Source organism: Aromatoleum bremense (genome assembly GCF_017894365.1).
Classification (GTDB): Bacteria; Pseudomonadota; Gammaproteobacteria; order Burkholderiales; family Rhodocyclaceae; genus Aromatoleum; species Aromatoleum bremense.
Genome location: NZ_CP059467.1, coordinates 4225339 through 4249883, shown reverse-complemented (window position 1 = coordinate 4249883; position 24545 = coordinate 4225339). Strand labels below are relative to the sequence as shown.

The window sequence follows — 24545 nt, the reverse complement described above, 5'->3', positions numbered from 1 at the left end:
TTCGACAACCCCCAGGCGGGGGCCCTGGCGCCGAAACCGCGTCGCGGGCGATATGCGCGGCGCGGCTGCCGCAGCAGGTAGAATCGGCGCATGTTTTCGCGCGCCTGCCTACTGCTGCTGTCATGCGTCCTGCTCGCCGCGTGCGGGCAGGTGTGGAACGACCCCTATCCGGTCGCCGAGCGCGACCAGAACGTCATGTACACCGCGTTCACCGATCGCCCGAAACACCTCGACCCGGTGCAGTCGTACAGCGAGGACGAGGCGGCGTTCCTGTACCAGATCTACGAACCGCCGCTGCAATACCATTACCTCGAGCGGCCCTACACGCTGATCCCCGGAAGCGCTGCGCAGCTGCCCGTCGTGCGCCGCTACGATGCGCGCGGCCGCGAGCTTCCCGCCGATGCGCCAGCCGGGCGCGTCGACCGCAGCGAGTACGAGATCCGCATCGCGCCCGGCATTCTCTATCAGCCTCACCCGGCTTTCGCCAAAGCCGACGACGGCAGTCCGCGCTACCTCGAGCTCGACCCGGATGAGCTGGAAGGCGTGCGCGACCTCGGGGATTTTCCCGAAACCGGCACGCGCGAGCTCGAAGCGGGCGACTTTGTCCACCAGATCAAGCGCCTCGCCCATCCGCGCCTGCATTCGCCGATCTTCGAGCTGATGGCCGAGTACATCCCCGGCCTGAAGGTGCTGCAAAAGCGCCTTGCCGACGAGGCACAGCGCAACCCGGGCTGGATCGACCTTACCGCGCACGCGCTGCCGGGCGTCGAAGTCGTCGATCGCCACACTTATCGCATCACGCTGAAAGGCGCCTACCCACAGTTCCTGTACTGGTTGTCGATGCCATTCTTCGCGCCCGTGCCGCCCGAGGCGGACCGCTTTTTCGGTCAGCCGGGCATGGCCGAGCGCAACCTGACGCTCGACTGGTGGCCGATCGGCACCGGTCCGTTCATGCTCGCCGAGAACAACCCGAACGCGCGCATGGTGCTGGTCAGGAATCCGAACTACCGCGGCGATCCCTACCCGTGCGAGGGTGATCCGGCAGACCGCGACGCGGGACTGCTGGCCGATTGCGGCAAGCCGATGCCGTTCCTCGACAAGGTCGTGTTTTCGCGCGAACGCGAAGGAATCCCGTACTGGAACAAGTTTCTGCAGGGCTATTACGACGCCTCCGGCGTGTCGTCGGAGAACTTCGACCAGGCCGTCAACATGAGCAGCCAGGGGGAAGTGGTGCTGTCGGACGATATGGTCGAGCGCGGCATCGAGCTGCTGACCTCGGTGTCGCCGTCGGTGTTCTACCTCGGCTTCAACATGCTCGATCCGGTCGTCGGCGGCGGCGACACGGCGGCGGGGCGCGAGCGCGCGCGCAAGCTGCGCCAGGCGATCTCGATCGCGCTCGACATGGAGGAGTTCGTGTCGATCTTCCTCAACGGCCGCGGCGTGCCGGCGATGCATCCGATCCCGCCGGGCATTTTCGGCGCGCGCGACGGCGAGGCGGGCATCAACCCGGTCGTCTATGAATGGCGCGACGGCAAGGCCGTGCGCCGCAGCAAGGACGTCGCGCGGCGGCTGCTCGCCGAGGCCGGCTATCCGGACGGGCGCGACGCGAAGACCGGCGAACCGCTGATCATCAACCTCGACACGACGCCGGGCGGGCTCGGCGACAAGGCGCGCTCGGACTGGCTCGCGAAGCAGTTCCGTGAACTCGGCGTGCAGTTCGTCGTCCGCCCGACCGACTACAACCGCTTCCAGGACAAGATCCGCGAAGGCAATGCGCAGCTCTTCTTCTTCGGCTGGAACGCCGACTATCCCGACCCGGAGAACATGCTGTTCCTGCTGCACGGCCCGCAAGCCAAGGTCAGGGAGTCGGGGCAGAACGCGGCGAACTACCAGAACGGCGAGTACGACAGACTGTTCGAGCAGATGAAGGGGATGCCCGACGGACCCGAGCGCCAGAAGATCATCGACCGCATGGTCGCGATCCTGCAGCACGACGCGCCGTGGATCTTCGGCTTTCACCCGAAGGCCTATTCGCTGCAGCACGGCTGGGTCAAGAACCGCAAGCCGGGCAGCATGATCCGCAACACGCTGAAGTATCAGCGCGTCGACCTCGAACGCCGGCAGGCGCTGCGCGCGCAGTGGAACCAGCCCGTCGTGTGGCCGCTCGGGCTCGTCGCGCTGCTGTTCGTCGTCATCGTGGCGCCCGCATTCCTGCATTACCGCCGGCGCGAACGCGCGACCGGCGTCGGAGGCGTCGCCTGATGTTCGCGTATATCGTCCGCCGCCTGCTGTACGCGCTGCCGATCCTGATCGGCGTGAACCTTATCACCTTTGCGCTGTTCTTCGTCGTCAATTCGCCCGACGACATGGCGCGCATGCATCTGGGCGTCAAGCGCGTGACGCCGGAGGCGATCGAACGCTGGAAGGCCGAGCGCGGCTACGACCGGCCACTGTTCGTCAACACGCAGGCGAGTGGCCGCGAGAAGCTGACCGACACGATCTTCTTCGACGAGTCGCTGCGCATGTTCGCGTTCGACTTCGGCCGCGCCGACGACGGCCGCGACATCGCGCAGGAGATCCGCGACCGCATGCGCCCGTCGCTCGCGATCGCGCTGCCGACCTTCGTCCTCGGGCTGTTCGTCTCGGTGTCGTTCGCGCTGATGCTGGTGTTCTTCCGCGCGAGCTATCTCGACTTCTGGGGCGTCGTGCTGTGCGTCGCGATGATGTCGATATCGAGCCTGTTCTATATCATCGGCGGGCAGTGGCTGGTGTCGAAAGTGTGGGCGCTGGTGCCGATCTCGGGCTACGCGCCGGGGCTCGATGCGGCGCGCTTCCTCGTGCTGCCGGTTCTGATCAGTATCGTCGCCGGTGTCGGCGCGAACGCACGCTGGTATCGCACGATCTTCCTCGAGGAAATCTCGAAGGACTACGTGCGCACCGCCCGCGCCAAAGGCCTGTCGGAACTGGCGGTGCTGTTCCGCCACGTGCTGAAGAACGCGATGATCCCGATCCTCACCGGCGTCGTCGTCGTCATTCCGTTGCTGTTCATGGGGAGCCTGATCGTCGAGTCGTTCTTCGGCATTCCAGGCCTGGGCAGCTACACGATCGACGCGATCAACGCGCAGGACTTCGCCGTCGTGCGCGCGATGGTGTTCATCGGTTCGGTGCTGTACATCGTCGGCCTGCTACTGACCGACATTTCCTACACGCTCGTCGATCCGCGCGTAAGGCTGGAGTAGGCGCATGGATTTTCGTTTCGTGCTGTTGTGGACCGATGCGCTGTTTTTCGTGCTGCTTGCGCTGGGACTCGTGACGATCGTGTACGTGCGGCGCAGCGAGCCCCTGCGCGCCGCGTGGCGCAAGGTCGGCAGCCGCGCGACGGGGATGGCCACGGCGACGATCCTGCTGGCGTTCCTCGCGATCGGGCTCGCCGACAGCCTGCATTACCGCGCGTCGCTGCCGGCGTCCACCGTCGATGACGATGACGCCGCGGCGGATTCCCAGGCCGTCGCGTATTCGTCCGAAGTCCTGAGCGCGCTCGATGCGCTGCTTGCACCGTTGCGCACCCGCCTCGAAAAAACCTACTCGGCGCCCTTCGCCGGCGAACTGTACGCACGCGAAACCGTCGAGCTGCCGGATGGCGGACAGACGCGCATTCATCCCCGTTTGAAATACGGCGCGGCGCATCTGGACGATCCCGAAAGCGAGCGCCCGCAGGACATCGCCACACGTCTCGGCAACGGCGCCGCTGCCGCGTTCGGCCTGTGGCTGATCGCGGTGATCGCGGTGACGGCCTCTCTCGCGCGCCGTCGCGATCGAGGCTGGACGGAAGCCACTTCCGCGCTCGTGCGTGGCGAAACCGTGCTCGCATGGCGGGCCGCGCTCGTCACGCTCGGTGCGATCCTGCTCGTGGCCGGCGCGGCAGTCGCGCTCGGCTCGCACTACCACGTGTTCGGCACCGACAAGGTCGGTCAGGACGTGCTCTACCTGTCGCTGAAGAGCGTGCGCACGGCGCTGATCATCGGCACGCTGACGACGCTGGTTATGCTGCCGTTCGCGGTCGCGCTCGGCATCATGGCGGGTTACCTCGGTGGCTGGGTCGACGACGTCATCCAGTACCTCTACACGGTGCTCAACGCGATCCCCGGCGTGCTGCTGATCGCTGCGGCGGTGCTGATGATGCAGGTCGTCATCGACACCAACCCGCAGTGGTTCGCGACCGCCGCCGAGCGCGCCGATGCGCGGCTGCTGGCGCTGTGCCTGATCCTCGGCATCACCAGCTGGACCGGGCTGTGCCGGCTGCTGCGCGGCGAGACGCTGAAGCTGCGCGAGCTCGACTACGTGCATGCCGCGCGCGCGTTCGGCGTCGGCACGGCGGCGATCCTGCGCCGCCACATCATGCCGAACGTCATGCACATCGTGATGATCGCGCTCGTGATGGATTTCTCCGGGCTGGTGCTCGCCGAGGCGGTGCTGTCCTACGTCGGCATCGGCGTCGACCCGGGCACGATCAGCTTCGGCACGATGATCAACATGGCGCGCGCCGAGCTCGCCCGCGAGCCGATGGTGTGGTGGTCGCTGCTCGCGGCGTTCGCGTTCATGTTCGTGCTCGTGCTGTCGGCGAACCTGTTCGCCGACGTCGTGCGCGACGCGTTCGATCCGCGTCGCGGCTGAGGTTCGCAGCGCGGCTGAGGTTCGCAGCGCGGCTGAGGTTCGCAGCGCGGCTGAAGTTCGCAGCGCCGCCCCGTTCTTCTCGCCAACGCCGCGGTGATCCAGGCTTCCGGGGAACGTCGATTGCTCCGTTGTATTCCCGATCCCGGCGCGTGCAATCCGGCCTACGGCCGCACGCGCTCGCCGCATGCAGGAGAGCAATCATGCCCAGGGTGGTCTGGAAAGGCGCCATCGCCTTCGGTCTGGTTCATGTCCCGGTCGCTCTTTACCCCGCGAGCACGGCAAACCGGCTCGACCTCGACCTGCTCGACCGCCGCGATTTCGCCCCGGTCGGCTACCAGCGCATCAACAAGCGTACCGGTGAGCCGGTGTCGCCGTCGGACATCGTCAAGGGCTACCAGTACGAGGACGGCCAGTACGTCGTCGTCACCGACGAGGACTTCCGCGAGGCGAACGTCGAAGCGACGCAGACAGTCGAGATCGTCGGCTTTGTGTCGCAGGACGACATCCCGCCTTACTACTTCGACACGCCGTACTACCTCGAGCCCGGGCGCCGTGGCGAGAAAGGGTATGCGCTGTTGCGCGAGACCATGCGTGCGACCCGCCGAGTCGCGCTTGCGCTGGTCGTGATCCGCAGCCGCCAGCATCTGGCGGCAGTGATCCCGGTCGGCGCGGTGCTGCTGATGAACACGCTGCGCTTCGCCGACGAGATCCGCTCGATGGACGAACTGAAACTGCCGGACGAGAGCCTGAAGAAGCTCGGCGTGACCGCACGGGAGCTCGAGATGGCCGAGCGCCTAGTTGAAGACATGGTCGAGGACTGGGCGCCCGAACAGTACCGCGACACCCACCGCGATGACCTGATGGCACGCATCGAGGCCAAGATCGAATCCGGGCGCACGCACGTCCTCGCGGAAACGCGGGCGAAGGAGCCGGCCGAGGCCGGGGCGGAGGTCGTCGACCTGATGGCGCTGCTCAAGCGCAGCCTCGAAGGACGCTCCCCCAGGCGCGCCGCTGGCAAGGCGCGCAGCGAAAATGAAGAGGAGGGGGCGGGCGCCGACGAGGATTCTGCGCCGCGACCGTCGCGCACTGCTGCGCGCAAGTCCGCCGGGAGCGGGGCGTCGGCGACGAAACCGGTGCCTCCCGGACGGAGCACTGGCGCCGGGAAGCCTACGTCCCGCAATCCCGCCGGCGAGCCGGGCAAGGACGGTGGAGGTCGGCCGGCGGCTGAAACCCGGCGTCGGCGCGCATGAAGCGAAGCGAATCCGACAAGGACCGCGCAGGTGATCCGCTCGCGCGCTACCGCGCGATGCGGGACTTCGGCACGACGCCGGAGCCGGGCGGCGATACGGTTGCGGTCAAGGCCGGAGGCGGGCCGACGTTCACGGTCCAGCGTCACGCTGCGCGCCGCCTGCATTACGATTTCCGTCTCGAACTCGACGGCGTGCTCAAGAGCTGGGCGGTGCCGAAAGGTCCGAGCCTCAACCCATCCGAGCGTCGGCTCGCCGTCGAGACCGAGGACCATCCGCTCGACTACGGCGACTTCGAAGGCGTGATTCCAGCCAAACAGTACGGCGCAGGCGATGTCGTCCTGTGGGATCGCGGGCACTGGTCGACCGACTCGCCCGACGTCGGTGCGGACCTTGCCCGCGGAAAGCTGAAGTTCCATCTCGACGGCGAGAAGCTGAACGGGGGCTGGACGCTCGTGAGGATGCGTGCGCGGGCGGGAGAAGAGGACAGCGAAAGCCATCACAACTGGCTGCTGATCAAGGAGGACGACGACGAGGCCCGTGTCGGCGACGAGGCGGAGATCACCCTGACCCGGCCCGGCAGCGTGAAGCACGTGGACGAACGGGCCGGGCGGCGCGAAGCGGGGACAACGAAAGCCGCCTCTACCTCCGCCGAAAGTCGACGAACGCGCAAAGCTCCCCGGGCAGGCGCACCCGCAGCCGAAGGAAAAACGGCAAAACGCCGCGACGCCGCGCTGCCCGCTTTCGTCACACCACAGCTCGCAACCCTCGTGGACGAGCCGCCGTCGGGGGAAGGCTGGGTCTACGAGATCAAGTACGACGGCTATCGCGTGATGGCGCGTCTCCAGGCGGGAACCGTTACGCTCTACACGCGCACCGGCCAGGACTGGACGCACCGCATGCCGCAGCTTGCCAAGGCGCTGGCTGCGCTGAAGCTCGACGACAGCTGGCTCGACGGCGAGATCGTCGTCAATGGCGACAATGGTTTGCCGGACTTCCAGGCACTGCAGAACGTGTTCGAACAGGGTTCGTCCGGCCGCATCGTCTATTACGTGTTCGACGCACCGTGGCTGTCCGGAGACGAGCTGGCGCCCCTGCCGCTCGCCGAGCGCAAGCGCCGGCTCGCCGCTGCGCTCGCCAGTGGCGAGGGCGGGGCGATCGTGTACAGCGAGCATTTCGCCGGCGATGTCGGTGCCGCGCTCGAGCAGGCCTGTCGCCTTGGTCTGGAAGGGCTGATCGGCAAGCGCGGCGACGCCCGCTACGTGTCGGGCCGCAGTCGCAGCTGGATCAAGCTGAAATGCCGGCCGCGGCAGGAGTTCGTCATCGGCGGCTACACCGATCCGGGGGGCGCCCGGGAGGGCTTCGGCGCGCTGCTCGTCGGGCTGTACGACGACGCCGGCGCCCTGAATTATGCCGGCAAGGTCGGCACGGGCTTCGATCGGGCAACGCTCGACCGGCTCGCCCGCCAGCTTGCCGCGCTCGCGCGCAAGGACTCGCCGTTCGCGCGCAAGCCGCGTGGCGCGGGCCAGCACTGGGTGCGTCCGACGCTTGTCGCCGAGGTCGAATACGCTGGCTGGACGCGCGACAACCTGCTGCGCCAGGCGGCATTCGCCGGATTGCGTGAGGACAAGCCGGCCAATACGGTGCAAGACGAGATCCCGTTAAGTCCGGAGGTGGCAGCGCAAGCGGAACAACCGCCGTCGCGGGCGAAGTCGCCGCGACGGCAGAAGAAAAAACCGTCCATGGAGCGCAGCGGGCCGGCGAAGCCGAGGGCGTCTTCGGAGTCGGGTGAAGTGCGCGTTACCGGCATCGTCATCACGCACCCGGAGCGCGTCGTGTGGCCGGATGCGGGTCTGACGAAAGCCGATCTCGCCCATTACTACGAGGACATCGCGCCATGGCTGCTGCCGCACGTAGTCAGCCGCCCGCTGAGCCTGCTGCGCTGCCCGGATGGCAGCGAGGCGGAGTGTTTTTTCCAGCGGCATATGGGGCAGGAGCGGCCGGGTGGGGTCGAAAGCTTCATCTGGGAAGCGTCTGCGAAAGACCGCCGCAGCTATCTGTACGTGACGGATCTCGAAGGGGTGATCGGCATGGTCCAGCGCGGCGTCGTCGAATTCCATACCTGGGGCTCGACGATGCCGCGCGCGGACCGGCCGGACCGGATCACGATCGACCTCGACCCAGGGCCGGAGCTGGCGTGGGAGCGGGTCGCCGAAGCGGCGCAGCTGGTGCGCGGGCTGCTCGGGGAGCTCGGGCTCGCGAGTTTCCTGAAGACGACCGGCGGAAAGGGCCTGCACGTCGTCGTGCCCTTGCGCCGTGGCCCCCAATGGGGCGACGTCAAGCGCTTTGCGAAAGCGGTCGCGACTCACCTCGCACGCATCCTGCCGGATCGCTTCACCGCGAACATGGCGAAGAACCGCCGGGCCGGACGGATCTTCGTCGATTACCTGCGCAACGAGGCGGGCGCGTCCGCGATCTGCGCGTATGCTGCCCGGGCGCGTCCCGGCGCTCCGGTATCGACCCCGCTCGCGTGGGACGAGCTCGGGCCGGAACTGAAGCCCGGCGCGTTCACGATCCTCACCGTTGCGGACCGGCTCGCACGGCTGCGCGAGGATCCATGGCGCGATTATGCGAAGCAACGCTTCATGTTGACCCACAAGATGTGGGAGGCGCTCGGCGAGACGCCGCCGTAGCCGCGCAAGACACCGAACCAAGCGGAGCAACGCGACTCTGATTGAAACCACCCGCGGAACCCGCCAGCTACATGAAAAATCTCGTCTTCGACAACCGTTTCGTCCACGAACTGCCCGGTGATCCGAACCCGTCGCCGGGCGTGCGCCAGGTCCACGGCGCCTGCTACTCGCGCGTGATGCCGACGCCGGTCAGCGCGCCGCATCTGATCGCATGGTCGCCCGAAGTCGCGGCGCTGCTGGGGTTCGACGAGTCGGACGTGCGCTCGCCCGAATTCGCCGCGGTCTTTGCCGGCAACGCGCTGATGCCCGGAATGGAGCCGTATGCCGCCTGTTATGGCGGCCACCAGTTCGGCAACTGGGCGGGCCAGCTTGGCGACGGCCGCGCGATCACGCTCGGTGAAACGGTCACTACGCGGGGCGACGGACACACCGGGCGCTGGGAGCTGCAGCTCAAGGGTGCCGGCCCCACGCCGTATTCGCGCCACGCCGACGGCCGCGCGGTGCTGCGCTCGTCGATCCGCGAATTCCTCTGCAGCGAAGCGATGCACCACCTGGGCGTGCCGACGACGCGCGCGCTGTGCCTCGTCGGCACCGGCGAAAAAGTCGTCCGGGACATGTTCTATGACGGCCGGCCGAAAGCTGAGCCGGGAGCGGTCGTGTGCCGCGTCGCGCCGTCCTTCATCCGCTTCGGCAATTTCGAGATCTTCACGTCGCGCGGCGACGAGGCGCTGCTGACGCGCCTCGTCGATTTCACGATCGCGCGCGACTTTCCCGAGCTCGCCGGCGAACCGGCGGCGCGTCGTGCCGAGTGGTTCCGCACGGTGTGCGAACGCACGGCGCGAATGATCGTCCAGTGGATGCGCGTCGGTTTCGTGCACGGCGTGATGAACACCGACAACATGTCGATCCTCGGCGTGACGATCGATTACGGCCCGTACGGCTGGATCGACAATTTCGATCCGGGCTGGACACCGAACACGACCGATGCCGGCGGTCGGCGCTACCGTTTCGGCAACCAGCCGCACATCGCGCACTGGAACCTGCTCCAGCTGGCGAATGCGCTGTATCCCGTGTTCGGCGCCGTCGAACCGCTGCACAACGGACTGGACCTCTACGCGCAGGTCTTCGACGAAGAAAACCGCCGCATGCTGGCCGCGAAGCTCGGCTTCGAGGCGCTCGGCGACGAGGATGTGGCGCTCGTCGATACGCTGCACGGCCTGCTGACGCGGGCCGAGGTCGACATGACGATGTTCTTCCGCGGCCTCGCGTCGCTCGACCTCGAGGCGCCATCGATCGATCCGGTGCGGGAGGCGTTCTATTCGGCCGAGAAAGCCGCCGCCGCCGAAGCTGAAATGAACAGCTGGCTCGCTGCGTACGCGAGGCGGGCGAAGCACGACCGAACGCCTGCCGATCAGCGCCGCGCACGGATGAACGCGGCCAATCCGCGTTTTGTACTGCGAAATTACCTTGCGCAGGAAGCCATCGATGCAGCCGAACAGGGGAACTATGCGTTGATTTCCGAGCTGCTCGACGTCATGCGCCACCCGTACGATGAGCAGCCGGGGCGCGAGCGCTTCGCCGCCAGGCGTCCGGACTGGGCGCGCAACCGCGCCGGCTGTTCGATGCTGTCGTGTAGCTCATGATGGTGCGGGCCCGGTTCCGCCTCGTCACCGTGGCTGTCGATGAAGGCGGTCGTGCGGTCGTGCGCGAAACGCGCGCGACGTTCAAGTCTTCACGCGCATCAGGCGCGCCTTGTCGCGCTCCCAGTCGCGTTCCTTCTCGGATTCGCGCTTGTCGTATTGCTTCTTGCCTTTCGCCAGCCCGATCGTCGCCTTGATGCGACCCTTCTCATAGTGCAGGTCGAGCGGCACCAGCGTGAAGCCGGCGCGCTCGACCTTGCCGATCAGCTTCGCGATCTCCTTCGCGTGCATCAGCAGCTTGCGTGTGCGCACCGGGTCTGTCTTGACGTGAGTCGAGGCGCTTTGCAGCGCACTGATGTGCATGCCGAGGATGAACAGCTCTCCGCCGCGCAGGATCACGTACGCCTCCTTGATGTTCGCGCGGCCGGCCCGGATCGCCTTGACCTCCCACCCTTCCAGGACGAGCCCGGCCTCGTACTTCTCTTCGATGAAGTAGTCATGGAAGGCCTTGCGGTTGTCGATGATGCTCATGGGTTTGTCGTGGATCCTTGGCGTGTACTTCAGGCCGGTGCCGGCCGCGCGGCTTGCGGTAGAATCGCGGATTTTAGCAGTTCGGCGCCGAGGCCGTCCCTATCCCCAATGGCTGACGTCAAGAAGCTGGTCCTGGTCGAGTTCACCCCCGCGCAGATGTTCGAACTCGTCGACCGCTGCGAGGATTACCCGCAATTCCTGCCGTGGTGTGGCGGCACGGAGGTGCATGCGCGCACCGAAAAAGTTACCGTCGCGACGCTGCATATCAACTATCACGGGCTCAAGGCGCATTTCAGCACGCAGAACGAAAAGCTCGCGCCGGTGAAAATGCTGATCCGGCTCAGGGACGGTCCGTTCAAGCATCTCGACGGCAACTGGCATTTCACGCCGCTGGGCGAGAGCGCGTGCAAGGTCGAGTTCAATCTGCACTACGAATTTTCGAACCGGCTGCTGGAAAAGGCGCTCGGGCCGGTGTTCAATCACATCGCGAACACTTTCGTCGATTCGTTCGTGAAACGGGCGCACCAAGTCTATCCAAAGAGCTGAGCATGGCCGATCTGATCAATGTCGAAGTCACCTATGCGTTGCCGCAGGTGCAGGAATTACTGAAAGTGCGCGTGCCGGAAGGTGCGACCGTGCGCGATGCGATCGAAGCGTCGGGGATTCTTGCCAAGCATCCGGAAATCGACCTCGACGGGCCGAACAAGGTGGGCGTCTATGCCAAGCTGACCCGGCTCGACACCCCGTTGCGCGACCGCGACCGCGTCGAAATCTACCGTCCGCTGATCGCCGACCCGAAGGCAGTGCGCAAGAAGCGCGCCGAGGAAGGCAAGGTCATGAAAAAAGGCGGCGGGCCGGCAGGCGAGGAGTAACGCCGAGGTCGCCGGGCGTTACCTGCAGGCTGATTCGACGAACTTCTGCGTCCGCGCCAGCTCGTCGACGCGGCCGGCGTCGTCGAGCACTTCGCGTTCGCCGTCGCGATTGAAGCGCGCGAGGCGCTGGCCGGATTCGAGCGCGGTGAGCTGATTGCGCGCCTGCTCGCAATCGCGCTGTCGCTCGGTCGATCGTTGTCGTTCCTGTTCCGCTTTCGCGCGGGCTTCGGCCGCTGCGGCGCGGCGTTGCCGGAACTCCAGTTCCCGTTCGGCCAGCGTCTTCGGTCTTGCCGCTTCGGTCGCGGTCCGGTCGACTTCGGTTGCGGCAGACACATCCTTGCCCGCTTGTTCGACGGCATCCGGCTGAACGGCCGGTGGGGCGGCCGGACGCAGTGTCGTCGCGTTTTCGCCTGCGGGCGGCGTGTCGGAATAGTGGACGCGGCCCTGAGCATCCCGCCACTGATAGATCTCGGCCGCGGCGGGCAGGGCCACCAGCAGGCTGATGACAAAGAGATTGGCGCGGCGCATCGGTCGGACTCCGTCTGGAAGCGCCGCTTACAACGTGTGGGCGCGATCTGTATAATACGGATTTGGCCGAAAGGAAAGAAGCCATGCGAGTGATTCAGAAGGCGCTGACGTTCGACGACGTCCTTCTCGTACCCGCCCACTCGACCGTTCTGCCGCGCGATGTCAGCCTCAAGGCGCAACTGACGCGGAACATCCGGATCAACATTCCCCTCGTTTCGGCCGCCATGGATACGGTGACCGAATCCCGCCTCGCGATCGCGCTGGCGCAGGAAGGCGGCATCGGCATCCTGCACAAGAATCTCGCCGTGAAGCAGCAGGCCGCGATGGTCGCGAAGGTGAAGCGTTTCGAGTCCGGCGTGCTGAAGGACCCGATCACGATTCCGCCGACGATGAGCGTGCGCGACGTGATGGCGCTGACCCGTCTGCACAAGTTCTCCGGCCTGCCGGTCGTCGAAGGCAGGCGTGTCGTCGGCATCGTGACGAACCGCGACGTGCGCTTCGAGACCAATCTCGACCAGCCGGTGTCGGCGATCATGACGCCGTTCGAGCGCCTCGTCACCGTCAAGGAGGGCGACAGCCTCGAGGAAGCGCGCCGCCTGATGCACAAGCACCGCCTTGAGCGCGTGCTGGTGCTCAACGACGCGGCCGAGCTGCGCGGGCTCATCACCGTCAAGGACATGATGAAGTCGACCGAACATCCGCTGGCGGCGAAAGACGATCTCGGTCGCCTGCGCGTCGGCGCGGCGCTCGGCGTCGGCGCCGGCACCGAGGAGCGGGCCGAAGCACTCGTCGAGGCCGGCGTCGACGTCGTCGTCGTCGATACCGCTCACGGCCACTCGCAGGGCGTGCTCGATCGCGTGCGCTGGGTCAAGAAGAATTTCCCCGACGTTGAAGTCATCGGCGGCAACATCGCGACCGCCGCGGCGGCGAAGGCGCTCGTCGATTGCGGTGCCGATGCGGTCAAGGTCGGCATCGGCCCCGGCTCGATCTGCACGACGCGCATCGTCGCCGGCGTCGGCGTGCCGCAGGTCACCGCGATCGACAACGTCGCGGCGGCGCTCGCCGGCACGGGCGTTCCGCTGATCGCCGACGGCGGCATCCGCTATTCAGGTGACATCTCGAAGGCGATCGCCGCCGGGGCCAACGTCGTGATGCTCGGCGGCCTGTTCGCCGGCACCGAAGAGGCGCCCGGCGAGACGGTGCTGTACCAGGGCCGTTCATACAAGTCGTACCGCGGCATGGGTTCGCTCGGCGCGATGCAGCAGGGGGCGGCCGACCGCTATTTCCAGGAGTCCGACGGCAACGCCGACAAGCTCGTGCCCGAAGGCATCGAAGGTCGCGTGCCGTACAAGGGCCCGGTCACCGCGGTGATCCACCAGCTGATCGGCGGGCTGCGCGCGTCGATGGGCTACCTCGGCTGCGACAGCATCGCCGCGATGCACGAGCGGGCGCAATTCGTCGAGATCACCTCCGCCGGCGTTCGCGAATCGCATGTGCACGACGTGCAGATCACGAAGGAAGCGCCGAACTACCACGTCGATTGATTCGGCTCAGACGTTCACAGGGCGGCTGCGGCCGCCCTTCTCATTTCCGGTCCCGTCATGGCACACCAAAAAATCCTCATCCTCGATTTCGGTTCCCAGGTCACCCAACTCATCGCGCGGCGCGTGCGCGAGCAGCAGGTGTATTGCGAGATCCATCCGTTCGATGTCTCCGACGACTTCGTCCGCGAGTTCGCGCCGGCCGGCGTGATCCTCTCGGGCGGCCCGAACTCGGTCTATGAAGCGGTCGGCTGGCACGCGCCGCAAGCGGTTTTCGAGCTGGGCGTGCCGGTGCTGGGCATCTGCTACGGCATGCAGACGATGGCCCAGCAACTCGGCGGCACCGTTGAAAGTTCGGGCAAGCGCGAGTTCGGCTACGCCGAGATCCGTGCCCGCGGCCATTCCGAACTCTTCCGCGGCATCGAGGACCGCACCAACGACGAAGGCCATGGCCTGCTCGACGTGTGGATGAGTCACGGCGACAAGGTCACGGCGCTGCCGCCGGGCTTCAAGGTCATCGCCAGCAACGAATCCTGCCCGGTCGCCGGCATGGCCGACGAGGTGCGCAAGTTCTATGCGGTGCAGTTCCACCCGGAGGTCACGCACACGATCAAGGGCAAGGAGATGATCGCCCGATTCGTGCACGAGATCTGCGGCTGCGGGCACGACTGGAACATGCCCGACTACGCGAACGAGGCGATCGAGAAGGTGCGCGCGCAGGTCGGCCAGGAAGAGGTCATCCTCGGCCTGTCCGGCGGCGTCGATTCTTCCGTGGTCGCGGCGCTGCTGCATCGAGCGATCGGCGAGCAGCTGACTTGCGTGTTCGTCGACAACGGCCTGCTGCGGCTCAACGAGGCCGAGCAGGTGATGCTGACCTTCGCACGCAACCTCGGCGTCAAGGTCATCCATGTCGATGCGACCGAGCAGTTCATGGGGCATCTGAAAGGCGTGACGGACCCCGAAGCGAAGCGCAAGATCATCGGCCGCGAGTTCGTCGAGGTGTTCCAGGCCGAGGCGCAAAAGCTGCGAGCCAACGGAGCTGAGGCGAAATGGCTCGCGCAGGGCACGATCTACCCGGACGTGATCGAATCGGCTGGCTCGAAGACCGGCAAGGCGCATACGATCAAGAGCCACCACAACGTCGGCGGCCTGCCCGAGACGCTGAACCTGAGGCTGCTCGAGCCGCTGCGCGAACTCTTCAAGGACGAGGTCCGCGAACTCGGCATCGCGCTCGGCTTGCCGCACGAGATGGTGTACCGCCACCCCTTCCCCGGCCCCGGCCTCGGCGTGCGCATTCTCGGCGAAGTGAAGCACGAATTTGCCGACCTGCTGCGCCGCGCCGATGCGATCTTCATCGACGAACTGCGCGCCGCCGACTGGTACGACAAGACCAGCCAGGCCTTTGCGGTGTTCCTGCCGGTGAAGAGCGTCGGCGTAATGGGTGACGGCCGCACCTACGAATATGTGGTGGCGCTGCGTGCGGTGGAGACGCAGGACTTCATGACTGCGCACTGGGCGGAACTGCCGCACAGCCTCCTCGGCAAGGTCAGCAACCGCATCATCAACGAGGTCCGCGGCATTAACCGCGTCGTGTACGACATCTCTGGCAAGCCGCCGGCGACAATCGAGTGGGAATGACGGATGGGATGAAAAATAGATAAAAATCAATGTCTTACGACGATATAGTTGATGATGCGGAACGAATCATCAACGAGCAGGAGCCCCAGCGAGCGCTGGGGTTCTTGCTTTCTGGCACGGTGTCGACCGTCGATGAAGGCCGGATCAAATTGACGGTAATTTTGACGGTACACCCCGCGGCTTGTACGGTGATTGCTCGTTTACCGTCATCATCTGTTAGTCATATTTGACAGTAACCGCGGCGCAATCCCAGTCGCGGCAAGGGTATCCGAGATATTGCCAACAGAGACGATTTGACGGTAAACGAGGCCGGTGGCCGGCGCCGAATCATGATGGCCGCTTACGGTAGCCGGCTCGAAGCCAAGACTAGCCTTAGCGAGCCTTCGAGGTTCCGATTGGGGCAGAACTGGTCATCGCCGACTTTTCGGAGCGCAGCGCGCCAGTCCGGGCGCAGGGTGATAGTCAGTCGGCGCTTGTTCATGGCATCCTCCGTTTCTCGACAACTGGGCCTGGAGGCCTTCCTGTTCGCGGTCGAGCACGCGGAGCGCGGCTGGGAGCTGTGTGTGGAGTGCGCCCTCGACGGCGCGTGGCAGGCCGAAACGATCCTCCTCGGCGAGGCACTTCCGGCGGTCACCGAAGATGCCCCGATCCTCCGCATCCGGCTTGTGGCGCTGCTGCAGGAGAGGCTCGCGGGGTGCAGCAAGCGCAGGTGAGAGTGGCGTTCAGGCTTGCGTAGCCGCCTCGCGCCTGGCACCGGTCGACAGTCGCTCGCCGGCATCGACCACATCGACGCCGCGCTCCGACTCGAGCGCGCGAGGATCGACGAGCGTCACTTCTCCCGAATGCGCGGGGGAGCGGAGCCTGCGGCTGACGAAGATCAAGGCACCGAAGGATTCGCCCTGTGTTTCCTCGGCAGTCGACCAGAATGAAACAGTGAACCCGTTCTCTCGAGGAGGTGGACCGTGAGAGGAACTCCTGAGACCTTCCTCGCGTTCGCGCCGCGCGGCGCCGGCCTCTTGTGTGCCTTGTTCTACGTGGTGGAGGGGCAAGACGTCTTCGGCTGGTTCATCGGTGCCACGGATTCGCAACACCGGGCGGCCTTCTTTGAGCTGGAGAAGTTCTACTCACCCGCCCCCGGTGGCTTTCTCGCAACCGATGGCAATGATCTCCAGGGCGGCTGGCGCTTCGATTACTCGAAGCGTAAGCCGGGGCTCGACAAGGGGCTGCCGGTGCCGCAGGACTGGATCCCCGAATTGGACCGGCTCCAGGACGTGTTCGACCAGGAGTGGCTGTTCTTTCCCGAGGATCCGAGCGCGGCCCGGGAGGTCGAAGCCTACCGCGACATGGAATTGCCCTTCGGGGAAGTGGCGATCAAGCCCCAGGCTTTGGGCAAGCTGCAGAAGGGAGCGGCCGTGTGGCGCTACTTTTCCCCCCACTTCGACGGTAACGTGCTCGACTACCTGATGCCGCGCTGGCCACTGGACTATCGCGACCGCTGACCTCCAGACACCCGATGCCCGTCCAGAACGCCGACATCGCCGCCGTGCTCGAGGAGATTGCCGATCTCCTCGAGATACAGGACGCCAACCCGTTCCGCATCCGCGCCTACCGCAATGCCGCGCGCAGCGTGGGCGAGTACGGGCGCAGCTTCGCGTCCATGACCGAGGCCGGCGAAGAGATCCCGCACCTGCCGGGCATCGGCGCGGACCTCGCCGCCAAGATCCGCGAGATCGCCGTTACCGGCAAGTGTCAGCTGCTCGACGAGCTGCGCCGGCAGCTGCCGCCGGCGATCACGGAGCTGCTGCACTTGCCGGGCCTCGGCCCGAAACGCGTGAGCGCCCTCTGGCACGCGCTCGACGTGCAGACCCTGGAGCAACTGCATCGCGCCGCCCTCGACGGTCGCATCCGGGAGCTGCCGGGCTTCGGCGATAAGACCGAGGCCAAGATTCTCCAGGCGGTCGAAGCCCGGATGGGGACGGAGCGGCGATTCAGGCTGGCGGTTGCCGGGCAGTACGCCGAAGCATTGACGGCCTACCTGAGAAAGAGCGCGGCCGCCGCCCGGCGCGTGGAGATCGCAGGCAGCTTCCGACGCATGCGTGAGACCGTCGGCGACCTGGACGTTCTCGTCACCGCAGGACGGGGAAGCGACGTCATGGAGCGCCTCAAGGCCTACGAGGACGTCGCCGAGGTGCTGTCCATCGGCCCAACCCGCGCGAGCGTGGTGCTGCGCAACGGGCTGCAGGTGGATGTCCGCCTGGTGGAGGAGGCGAGCTACGGCTCGGCCCTGTGCTACTTCACCGGCTCCAAGGCGCACAACATCCACATCCGGCGCCTCGCCCAGGAGCGGGGCCTGAAGATCAACGAGTACGGCGTGTTCCGGGATTCGAAGCGCATTGCCGGCGAAACCGAGGAATCCGTCTATCGGACGGTCGGGCTGCCCTTCATTGCGCCCGAGTTGCGCGAGGACCGCGGCGAGATCGAGGCGGCAAGGGCCGGTGCCTTGCCGAAGCTGGTCGAATTGTCGGATCTCCAGGGGGATCTGCACGTGCACACGGTCGCCACCGACGGGCGGGGAACCCTGCGCGAGATGGCCGACGCGGCGCGAGCTGCGGGATTGAAGTACATCGCCATCACGGAGCATTCGCGCCGCCTCGCCATGGCGAAGGGTCTCGACGCCGCCCGGCTGCTGCGCCAATGCGACGAGATCGACGAGCTGAATGGCGAGCTGAAGGGCATTACCCTGCTCAAGGGCATCGAGGTGGACATTCTCGACGACGGCAAGCTGGACCTGCCCGACTCGGCCCTGGCGAAGCTCGACGTGGTGATCGGCGCCGTGCACTCGGCGTTCGATCTGTCGCGCACGCGGCAGACCGAACGCATCCTGCGCGCGATGGACAACCGATATTTCGGCATCCTGGCGCATCCGACCGGACGGCTGATCGACCGGCGTGCTCCCTACGACGTCGACATGACGCGGATCATCCGGCACGCGAAGGCGCGTGGCTGCGCCCTGGAGGTCAACGCCCACCCGGAGCGCCTGGACCTGCTCGACACCCAATGCAGGGCCGCCAATGAAGCGGGCGTGCTGATAGCGATCAACTCGGACGCCCACAGCACGCTCGATTTCGCCAATCTGCGCTTTGGCGTGGGCCAGGCGCGCCGCGGCTGGATCGAGGCGAAAGACGTCCTCAATGCCCGGCCCCTGGCGCAGTTGACGCGCTTTCTGGCAAAGCTCAGGGCCTGAAGTGCGCGACCGTGGGCCGTGGATCTCTATCGGCAGCCGTGCGAGCGCGGGATTGATCCGGATCAGCCGCCAGCAAGCCGAAGGACACCACCATTGGCCGACTGTCGGTTCTGGCCGATACTGTGAAAAGGACTCGCCGTGGAGTCGTGCGTCATGGTCGTTACAACCCATCAGCCAATCTTCCTACCGTGGCCCGGCCTGTTCTACAAAGGGTTGCAGGCCCACACCACTGTCCTGCTCGACGAGGTCCAGTTTCCCCTCGGGCGCGGCTGGATGAATCGAAACCGGCTGAAGTCGGAGCAGGGGGAGCTGTGGCTGACGGTACCGGTGCGAAGAACGGGCAGGGGCAAGCAGCGCATCCGCGACGTCGAGGTCTGCGACGAAACGGACTGGCGCAGAACGCACCTGCTCGGCATTCGGCAGAATTACGCCCATGCGCCGTATCTGGACGCGCATCTGCCGGCCATCGAAGCGATTCACGCACGCGGTGGGACGCGGCTCATCGATCTCAATGTAGCTTTCGTCCGCGTCCGCTTCCTGTGGAACGCCTTGGGACTCCCGGGCAAGCTTATGCTGCAGTCGGAGCTCGGGGTTTCAGGCAGGGCAACCCGCTTGCTCGTGTCGATCTGCCAGGCGCTCAATGCGGATACCTATCTCGCGCTGCCGTTTGTCGAGAAATTCCTCGATGCAGACGAGTTGCGGGGAGGCGGAATTGCTCTGGCATCGGCTCGTTTCTCTCCGCCCGTCTATCCGCAATTGTGGGGCGAGTTTCGCTACAACCTATCGGCTCTGGATCTGCTCCTGAATTGCGGTCCGAAGAGCCTGGACATCATCGGCCGCGCTCGTTGATCCAATAGACCTGCGCGTCGATTATCTGCATCGAGGAGCGGGAGATGGAGCCAGCATTGTCGCGTCCGGAGCTCGCACGACTAGCGCTCTCCTGCCTCGACCTGACCTCGCTCAGGGCCGACGACACCGACGCCGGCATCGAAGCCTTGGCGGCGCAGGCGATGACGCCGCATGGCGTGCCGGCGGCCTTATGCGTCTATCCGCGCTTCGTGCCCGCGGCCAAGCGCGCGCTGGCGCGGCGTGGGGCGACCGGTGTGCGCGTTGCGACGGTGGTCAACTTCCCGCACGGTACGGCTGAGGCCGATGCGGTGGCCGACGAGGTCCGCCAGGCCATCGCGTACGGCGCCGACGAGATCGACGCGGTGCTGCCGTGGCGCGCCCTGCTGGCGGGCGATGCGCCGCGCGCCATGCGCGTGCTGCGACGCTGCCGCCAAGCCTGCGACGCGGGGGGCGCACCCGTATTGCTGAAGGCGATTCTGGAGACCGGCGAGCTGCGCGAACCCCGCTGGATTCGGACCGCGGCGGAGCTCGCGATCGAGGCGGGCGCCGATTTCCTCAAGACGTCGACCGGCAAGGTGCCGATCAACGCCACACCCGAGGCGGTGGCGTGCATGCTCGAGGTGATCCGCGCCGGCGAAGGGCAGGTCGGGCTGAAGGTCTCCGGCGGCGTGGTCACGATCGAAGACGTGGAGTGCTACGCGGCGCTGGCCGCACGGGCCTGTGGTGCGGCTTGGTTATCGCCGCGGCATCTGCGCTTCGGCGCATCGAGCCTGCTGCCGGTCCTGCTCGCGGTGCTCGACGGCGCGCCGACGTCCGCGCGACGCGGACCCACGAGGTGACCACGAGATGACCACGATGGGCGCCTGGCTGCCACAGGAGATCATTCGGCGCAAACGCGACGGCGCCGTCTTGAGCGCGGAAGAGATCGGGGCGTTCATCGAGGGGGTCACCCGATCGAGCGTGAGCGATGCGCAGATCGCGGCCCTGGCCATGGCGGTGTGCTGGCGGGGCATGAGTACGGACGAATGCGTGGCGCTGACGCTGGCGATGCGCGACTCCGGCCGCGTCCTCGATTGGTGCGAAGCGGGCCTTGCGGGCCCGGTGGTGGACAAGCACTCCACCGGTGGGGTGGGCGACACCGTATCGCTCGTTCTCGCGCCGATGCTCGCCGCCTGTGGCGCGTTCGTGCCGATGATCTCCGGTCGCGGTCTGGGGCACACCGGCGGCACGCTCGACAAACTCGAGTCGATTCCCGGGTATTCCAGCACGCCACCGATCGCGCTGCTGCGCCGGGTCGTGTGCGAGGCCGGCGTCGCGATCATCGGGCAGACCGACGAGCTGGCGCCGGCCGACCGGCGGCTCTACGCGGTGCGTGACATGACGGCCACGGTCGAATCGATTCCGCTGATTGTCGCCTCGATCTTGTCGAAGAAGCTCGCCGCGGGACTCGATGCGCTGGTGATGGACGTGAAATTCGGCTCGGGCGCCTTTATGCGCGGGTTCGATCAGGCGCAGCGACTGGCGGAGACCCTTGTCGAGGTCGGCTCGGGCGCGGGTTTGCCGACCGTGGCGCTGCTCACCGACATGGACCAGCCCTTGGCACCTTGTGCCGGCAACGCGATCGAGGTGCGTGCCGCGCTCGATTACCTGGCCGGGCGCGCGCGGCCGGCACGGCTGGATGAGGTGACGCGGGCGCTGGGCTCGACGCTGCTGCTGCAGGTGCGCTTGGCGGTCACCGAGGACGAGGCGCGGTGCCGGCTGGACGAGGCGCTGCGCTCGGGCCAGGCCGCCGAGCGCTTCGCGCGCATGGTGAAGGGCTTGGGGGGGCCCGGCGATCTTTTCGAGCGGACGGACCACTACCTCGAGCGGGCGCCGATCGTGCGTGCTGTCCCCGTACCGGAGCGAGTGCGCGTCCCCAACCACAGGCGCGTCGCGCGCATCGACACGCGTGCGCTCGGCCTCGCGGTGCTGGAGCTGGGTGGAGGCCGGCGTCGCGCCGAAGATCGCATCGACCATGCGGTGGGCTTGAGTGAGCTCGCGCCGTTGGGGGCAGTGCTCGATCCCGGTGCGCACCTGGGCTTGGTCCACGCGCGCAGCGAACAGGCTGCGCGAACGGCGATCGCTGCGGTGCAGGCCGCCTATACCTTGTCCGACACGACGCAACTCGTAGGAGCGCCCAGCGCGATTGCGGGACGCGTCACGCCGGCGCACCCGACGGGGAAAGGATCATGAGTCCGGATAAGCTCCTCGAAGCCGCTCACCTCGCGCGCGAGCGGGCCTATGCGCCGTATTCGCACTTCCGCGTCGGCGCCGCCGTGGCCACGCACGACGGCCGCGTGTTCCACGGCTGCAACGTCGAAAACGCCTCCTACGGCCTGACTAATTGTGCCGAACGCACCGCCTTGTTCGCCGCTATCGCCGGCGGCGTCAAACCGGGCGAGTTCGCCCAAATGGCGGTGATTGCCGACACAGCGCAGCCGGTCGCACCTTGTGGCGCGTGCCGCCAGGTAATGATCGAGCTGGGCGGGGCGCAACTGCCGGTACTGCTTGCCAACTTGCAAGGCCTGCAGCATGCCACCACGGCCGGGGCGTTGTTGCCGGGTCCGTTCACGGCTTATCCGCGGTGCGAGTGAAGTGGTTGCGGGAAATCGGCCATACGTCTTGGTATGTCCTGGGATGGCGCCGCGCTTTGCATGGGGCCGCCTCCGAGCGGTCTTCCGGTGGCACGGATCACTTCTCGGCTCGGGTGACCCGAGGTGAGGAACCGGCAGATCAAATGGCACGATGCCGATACAGCGCCGCGATCTCCTCGGCGAAGCGTTGCTCCAGCTCACGCCGTTTGGGCTTCATGGTCGGCGTAACGAGACCGGATTCGATGGTCCACGGCGCAAGGGTCAGGTGGACCCTGCGTACCCGTCCCCACACCGGAAATCCCGCCAGCCGGTGGTTGACCTGGTCGCAGATTGCGGACAGCACGGCCCGCTCTCGCAGCGCGGCCGGGTCATCGGGATCGGCGATCGCTCGCGTGCGCGCAAGCGACCGCCAGATGACGGGATTGAGTACCAGCAAGGCGACCAGGAAGGGGCGCCGCTCGCCCACGATCAACGTCTGCTCGAACATCGCGTCGCCGGCCAGGGCGGCCTCCATGTCGGAGGGCGAGACCTTCTCGCCGGTGGACATGACGATGATCTCTTTCACTCGCCCGTGAATGAACACCCGGCCATCCTCGATCCGTGCGAGGTCTCGGGTGTGCAACCAGCCCTCGCCGTCCACTGCCGCCGCGGTGGCGGTCGGATTGTTCCAGTAGCCCATCATGACGTTGGGGCCGCGAACGAGCAGCTCGCCGCCGGCGTCCAGCTTGATCTCGACTCCCGGGAGAGGCCGGCCGACGGACTCGGGCAGGTTGTCGTCGAGGCGGTTGGCGCTCACCACGGGCGCCGCCTCCGTCAGGCCGTAGCCCTGGATCAGCGGGACGCCCAGCGCGAGCAATCGGCGCGCGACCGGCAGCGCCAGCGGCGCACCCCCGCTCACCGCCACCCGCACGTGGCCGCCGAGTCGGGCGGCGATCTTCCGCGCCAAATGGCGGCCGGCCAATGCCCATTCCAGTCGCGCGAACATCGCCCTGCCGTCGCCCCATGGCTGGCTGGCAACGAAGCGGCGCCAGCCAGCCATCTCCGCCCGATGAAACACCGTTCGCGCGATCGGCCCCCTTTGCGCGAGCTCGCATTCAATGCGGGAGAACATGCGTTCGTAGATCCGGGGTACCGAGGTCAACGCGGTCGGCTTTATGCCGACCAAGTCCTCCGGAAGGTCCTGCAGTGATCGCGCGAACGCGACGCATGCTCCGGCAAGCATGGGAATGTAGTAGCCCACGGTCCGCTCGAAGGCGTGCGACAGCGGCAGAAACGAGAGGAAGCGGTCGGCGGGTACAACCGGGACGACCTCGAGCACGGCAAGGGCGTTGGAGAGGATGTTGGCGTGGCTCAGCATCACGCCCTTGGCGGGCCCGGTCGTGCCGGACGTGTAGATCAGCGTGGCAAGCGCCGCGGCGCCACTCGTTCCGGGCGGAGGAGGTGGACTGCCCTCATGCGCGGCCAACCACTGCTCGCAGCCAATCAGCGTCCGATCGCTGTCATCGAGCTCGCCCGGACGGTGTTGAAGACAGAGCACCCGCTGCAGGATCGGGAAACCGGCACGAAGCGGTCTTAGCCGCATCCACTGGCCAGCGCTGTCCAGCAGCAGGAGACACGCGCCCGAGTCGGCCAGAACATGGGCCGAGTTGCCAGGATTGTCGGTGAGGTACAGCGGGACCACCACCAGGCCCAGGGCCAGGGCTGCCTGCTCGAAACAGACCCATTCGATGCAATTGGGCAGCATCACGGCCACGCGTTCGCCGGCGGGGATGGATTTCGCCGCGAGCGCGCGCCTCCAGCGCTCCATTTCTGCACCAATGGCCGCCCAGGACCACGTGCGCCAGACGCCCGAAGCGGCATCGTGCTGGATGTACGCATCCGCTGACGGCGTGGCACGGACGCGCGCCGCGAAGGCTTCCGGGAGAGTCATCTGCGCCGAGGCGGTCAGCTCCGGCGCCTGCGCGGCGAGATCTCTGCCTGTCACGGACCTCATGCGAGCACCCTCCGAGCGTACGTCCAGTCATCGTTCGAGCGGCCCCGCCAATGCGGTAGCTTGCGCCCGGGACCGCTGCCACCACGCCGACTCAATCGCCTGGTCGGCTCGTCTGCCCACGATTTCGAGCGCCGGGTCAGTGATGTAAAGTATGTCAAGTAATGGCGGCCCGTCTATCCTGCAATGCGAGGAGAGACCATGAGAGCGGAAGAGATTCGTGCTGCGGTGCTGGCAAGTCACGAGACCATTGCGCCCAATCTGGACACCGGCGGCATCCGGACGGATCGCCCGCTGCGCGTTCAGCTCGACCTCGATTCAATGGACTGGCTGAACGTGATTGCCGGGCTGCACGAGCGGCTCGGCGTGGACATCCCCGAGGCCGATTACGGTCGGCTGACGAGCCTGGACGAGATCGTCGCATACCTGGGCGCCCGACTGGCGCAGGCGCGCCACGAGTAAGAC

At 66.6% G+C, this 24545-nt stretch carries 22 protein-coding genes; 19 read left to right on the top strand and 3 right to left on the bottom strand.

What is annotated here, in order from left to right:
- Positions 1–90 precede the first annotated feature (90 nt).
- The 6 genes from pbN1_RS20050 (at position 91) to pbN1_RS20025 (ending at position 10257) form a co-directional block, all read left to right on the top strand.
- Entirely contained in the window at positions 91–2262 is a 2172-nt protein-coding gene (locus pbN1_RS20050) for an ABC transporter substrate-binding protein (protein WP_169202073.1), read from the top strand.
- Positions 2262–3239 carry an ABC transporter permease gene (locus pbN1_RS20045; protein ID WP_169202074.1) on the top strand — a complete coding sequence of 326 codons (978 nt, stop codon included), beginning with the start codon at positions 2262–2264 and terminating at the stop codon, positions 3237–3239. Before pbN1_RS20050 ends, pbN1_RS20045 begins: the two co-directional genes overlap by 1 nt.
- 4 nt (positions 3240–3243) lie before the next feature.
- Complete coding sequence (locus pbN1_RS20040) at positions 3244–4674, top strand: ABC transporter permease (protein ID WP_169202075.1); 1431 nt, start codon at positions 3244–3246, stop codon at positions 4672–4674.
- Between the two features lie 200 nt (positions 4675–4874).
- On the top strand, positions 4875–5924 hold the full coding sequence (gene ku / locus pbN1_RS20035; RefSeq protein WP_169202076.1) for a non-homologous end joining protein Ku: 1050 nt from the start codon (positions 4875–4877) through the stop codon (positions 5922–5924).
- A complete protein-coding gene (gene ligD / locus pbN1_RS20030; protein ID WP_169202077.1) occupies positions 5921–8614 on the top strand; it encodes a DNA ligase D in 2694 nt (897 codons plus the stop codon). Before ku ends, ligD begins: the two co-directional genes overlap by 4 nt.
- Before the next feature lie 71 nt (positions 8615–8685).
- Positions 8686–10257 (top strand): protein adenylyltransferase SelO, encoded by a 1572-nt coding sequence (locus tag pbN1_RS20025; RefSeq protein WP_169202078.1) that lies wholly within the window; start codon positions 8686–8688, stop codon positions 10255–10257.
- Positions 10258–10338: 81 nt separating this feature from the next.
- Here the strand turns inward: pbN1_RS20025 and smpB are convergent, their stop codons facing one another.
- Positions 10339–10785, bottom strand: a complete 447-nt coding sequence (smpB, locus tag pbN1_RS20020; RefSeq protein ID WP_169202079.1) for an SsrA-binding protein SmpB — start codon at positions 10783–10785, stop codon at positions 10339–10341.
- A 108-nt stretch (positions 10786–10893) separates the two neighbouring features.
- On the opposite strand from smpB, the gene pbN1_RS20015 reads away from it, so the two are divergent.
- Positions 10894–11331 carry a type II toxin-antitoxin system RatA family toxin gene (locus pbN1_RS20015; RefSeq protein WP_011239574.1) on the top strand — a complete coding sequence of 146 codons (438 nt, stop codon included), beginning with the start codon at positions 10894–10896 and terminating at the stop codon, positions 11329–11331.
- 2 nt (positions 11332–11333) lie between these two features.
- On the top strand, positions 11334–11657 hold the full coding sequence (locus tag pbN1_RS20010) for an RnfH family protein (protein ID WP_169202080.1): 324 nt from the start codon (positions 11334–11336) through the stop codon (positions 11655–11657).
- 18 nt (positions 11658–11675) lie between these two features.
- Here the strand turns inward: pbN1_RS20010 and pbN1_RS20005 are convergent, their stop codons facing one another.
- On the bottom strand, positions 11676–12185 hold the full coding sequence (locus tag pbN1_RS20005) for a DUF4124 domain-containing protein (protein WP_169202081.1): 510 nt from the start codon (positions 12183–12185) through the stop codon (positions 11676–11678).
- Between the two features lie 83 nt (positions 12186–12268).
- Here pbN1_RS20005 and guaB point away from each other — a divergent pair, with 83 nt between their 5' ends.
- From guaB to pbN1_RS19955, 10 genes are all read left to right on the top strand, one after another.
- A complete protein-coding gene (gene guaB / locus pbN1_RS20000) occupies positions 12269–13729 on the top strand; it encodes an IMP dehydrogenase (protein WP_169202082.1) in 1461 nt (486 codons plus the stop codon).
- A gap of 57 nt (positions 13730–13786) precedes the next feature.
- A complete protein-coding gene (gene guaA / locus pbN1_RS19995) occupies positions 13787–15364 on the top strand; it encodes a glutamine-hydrolyzing GMP synthase (protein WP_169202083.1) in 1578 nt (525 codons plus the stop codon).
- A 29-nt stretch (positions 15365–15393) separates the two neighbouring features.
- Positions 15394–15594: a hypothetical protein gene (locus pbN1_RS19990; RefSeq protein WP_169202084.1), complete on the top strand. Its 201-nt coding sequence runs from the start codon at positions 15394–15396 to the stop codon at positions 15592–15594.
- Positions 15595–15843: 249 nt separating this feature from the next.
- Positions 15844–16077: a hypothetical protein gene (locus tag pbN1_RS19985; RefSeq protein WP_169202085.1), complete on the top strand. Its 234-nt coding sequence runs from the start codon at positions 15844–15846 to the stop codon at positions 16075–16077.
- A 249-nt stretch (positions 16078–16326) separates the two neighbouring features.
- Entirely contained in the window at positions 16327–16863 is a 537-nt protein-coding gene (locus pbN1_RS19980) for a hypothetical protein (protein WP_169202086.1), read from the top strand.
- 14 nt (positions 16864–16877) lie between these two features.
- Positions 16878–18608 carry a DNA polymerase/3'-5' exonuclease PolX gene (gene polX / locus pbN1_RS19975; protein WP_169202087.1) on the top strand — a complete coding sequence of 577 codons (1731 nt, stop codon included), beginning with the start codon at positions 16878–16880 and terminating at the stop codon, positions 18606–18608.
- A 153-nt stretch (positions 18609–18761) separates the two neighbouring features.
- Positions 18762–19457 carry a WbqC family protein gene (locus pbN1_RS19970; protein ID WP_169202088.1) on the top strand — a complete coding sequence of 232 codons (696 nt, stop codon included), beginning with the start codon at positions 18762–18764 and terminating at the stop codon, positions 19455–19457.
- Between the two features lie 44 nt (positions 19458–19501).
- Positions 19502–20296, top strand: coding sequence for a deoxyribose-phosphate aldolase (gene deoC / locus pbN1_RS19965; protein WP_169202089.1), 795 nt, complete (start codon positions 19502–19504; stop codon positions 20294–20296).
- 7 nt (positions 20297–20303) lie between these two features.
- Positions 20304–21689, top strand: coding sequence for a thymidine phosphorylase (deoA, locus tag pbN1_RS19960; RefSeq protein WP_244857049.1), 1386 nt, complete (start codon positions 20304–20306; stop codon positions 21687–21689).
- Entirely contained in the window at positions 21686–22090 is a 405-nt protein-coding gene (locus pbN1_RS19955) for a cytidine deaminase (protein WP_169202090.1), read from the top strand. Before deoA ends, pbN1_RS19955 begins: the two co-directional genes overlap by 4 nt.
- Positions 22091–22229: 139 nt before the next feature.
- On the opposite strand, the gene pbN1_RS19950 is transcribed toward pbN1_RS19955, so the two are convergent.
- Positions 22230–24083 (bottom strand): AMP-dependent synthetase/ligase, encoded by a 1854-nt coding sequence (locus tag pbN1_RS19950; protein ID WP_210147595.1) that lies wholly within the window; start codon positions 24081–24083, stop codon positions 22230–22232.
- Positions 24084–24281: 198 nt separating this feature from the next.
- On the opposite strand from pbN1_RS19950, the gene pbN1_RS19945 reads away from it, so the two are divergent.
- Positions 24282–24542, top strand: a complete 261-nt coding sequence (locus pbN1_RS19945) for an acyl carrier protein (RefSeq protein WP_169202091.1) — start codon at positions 24282–24284, stop codon at positions 24540–24542.
- The last annotated feature ends 3 nt before the right edge of the window (positions 24543–24545 follow it).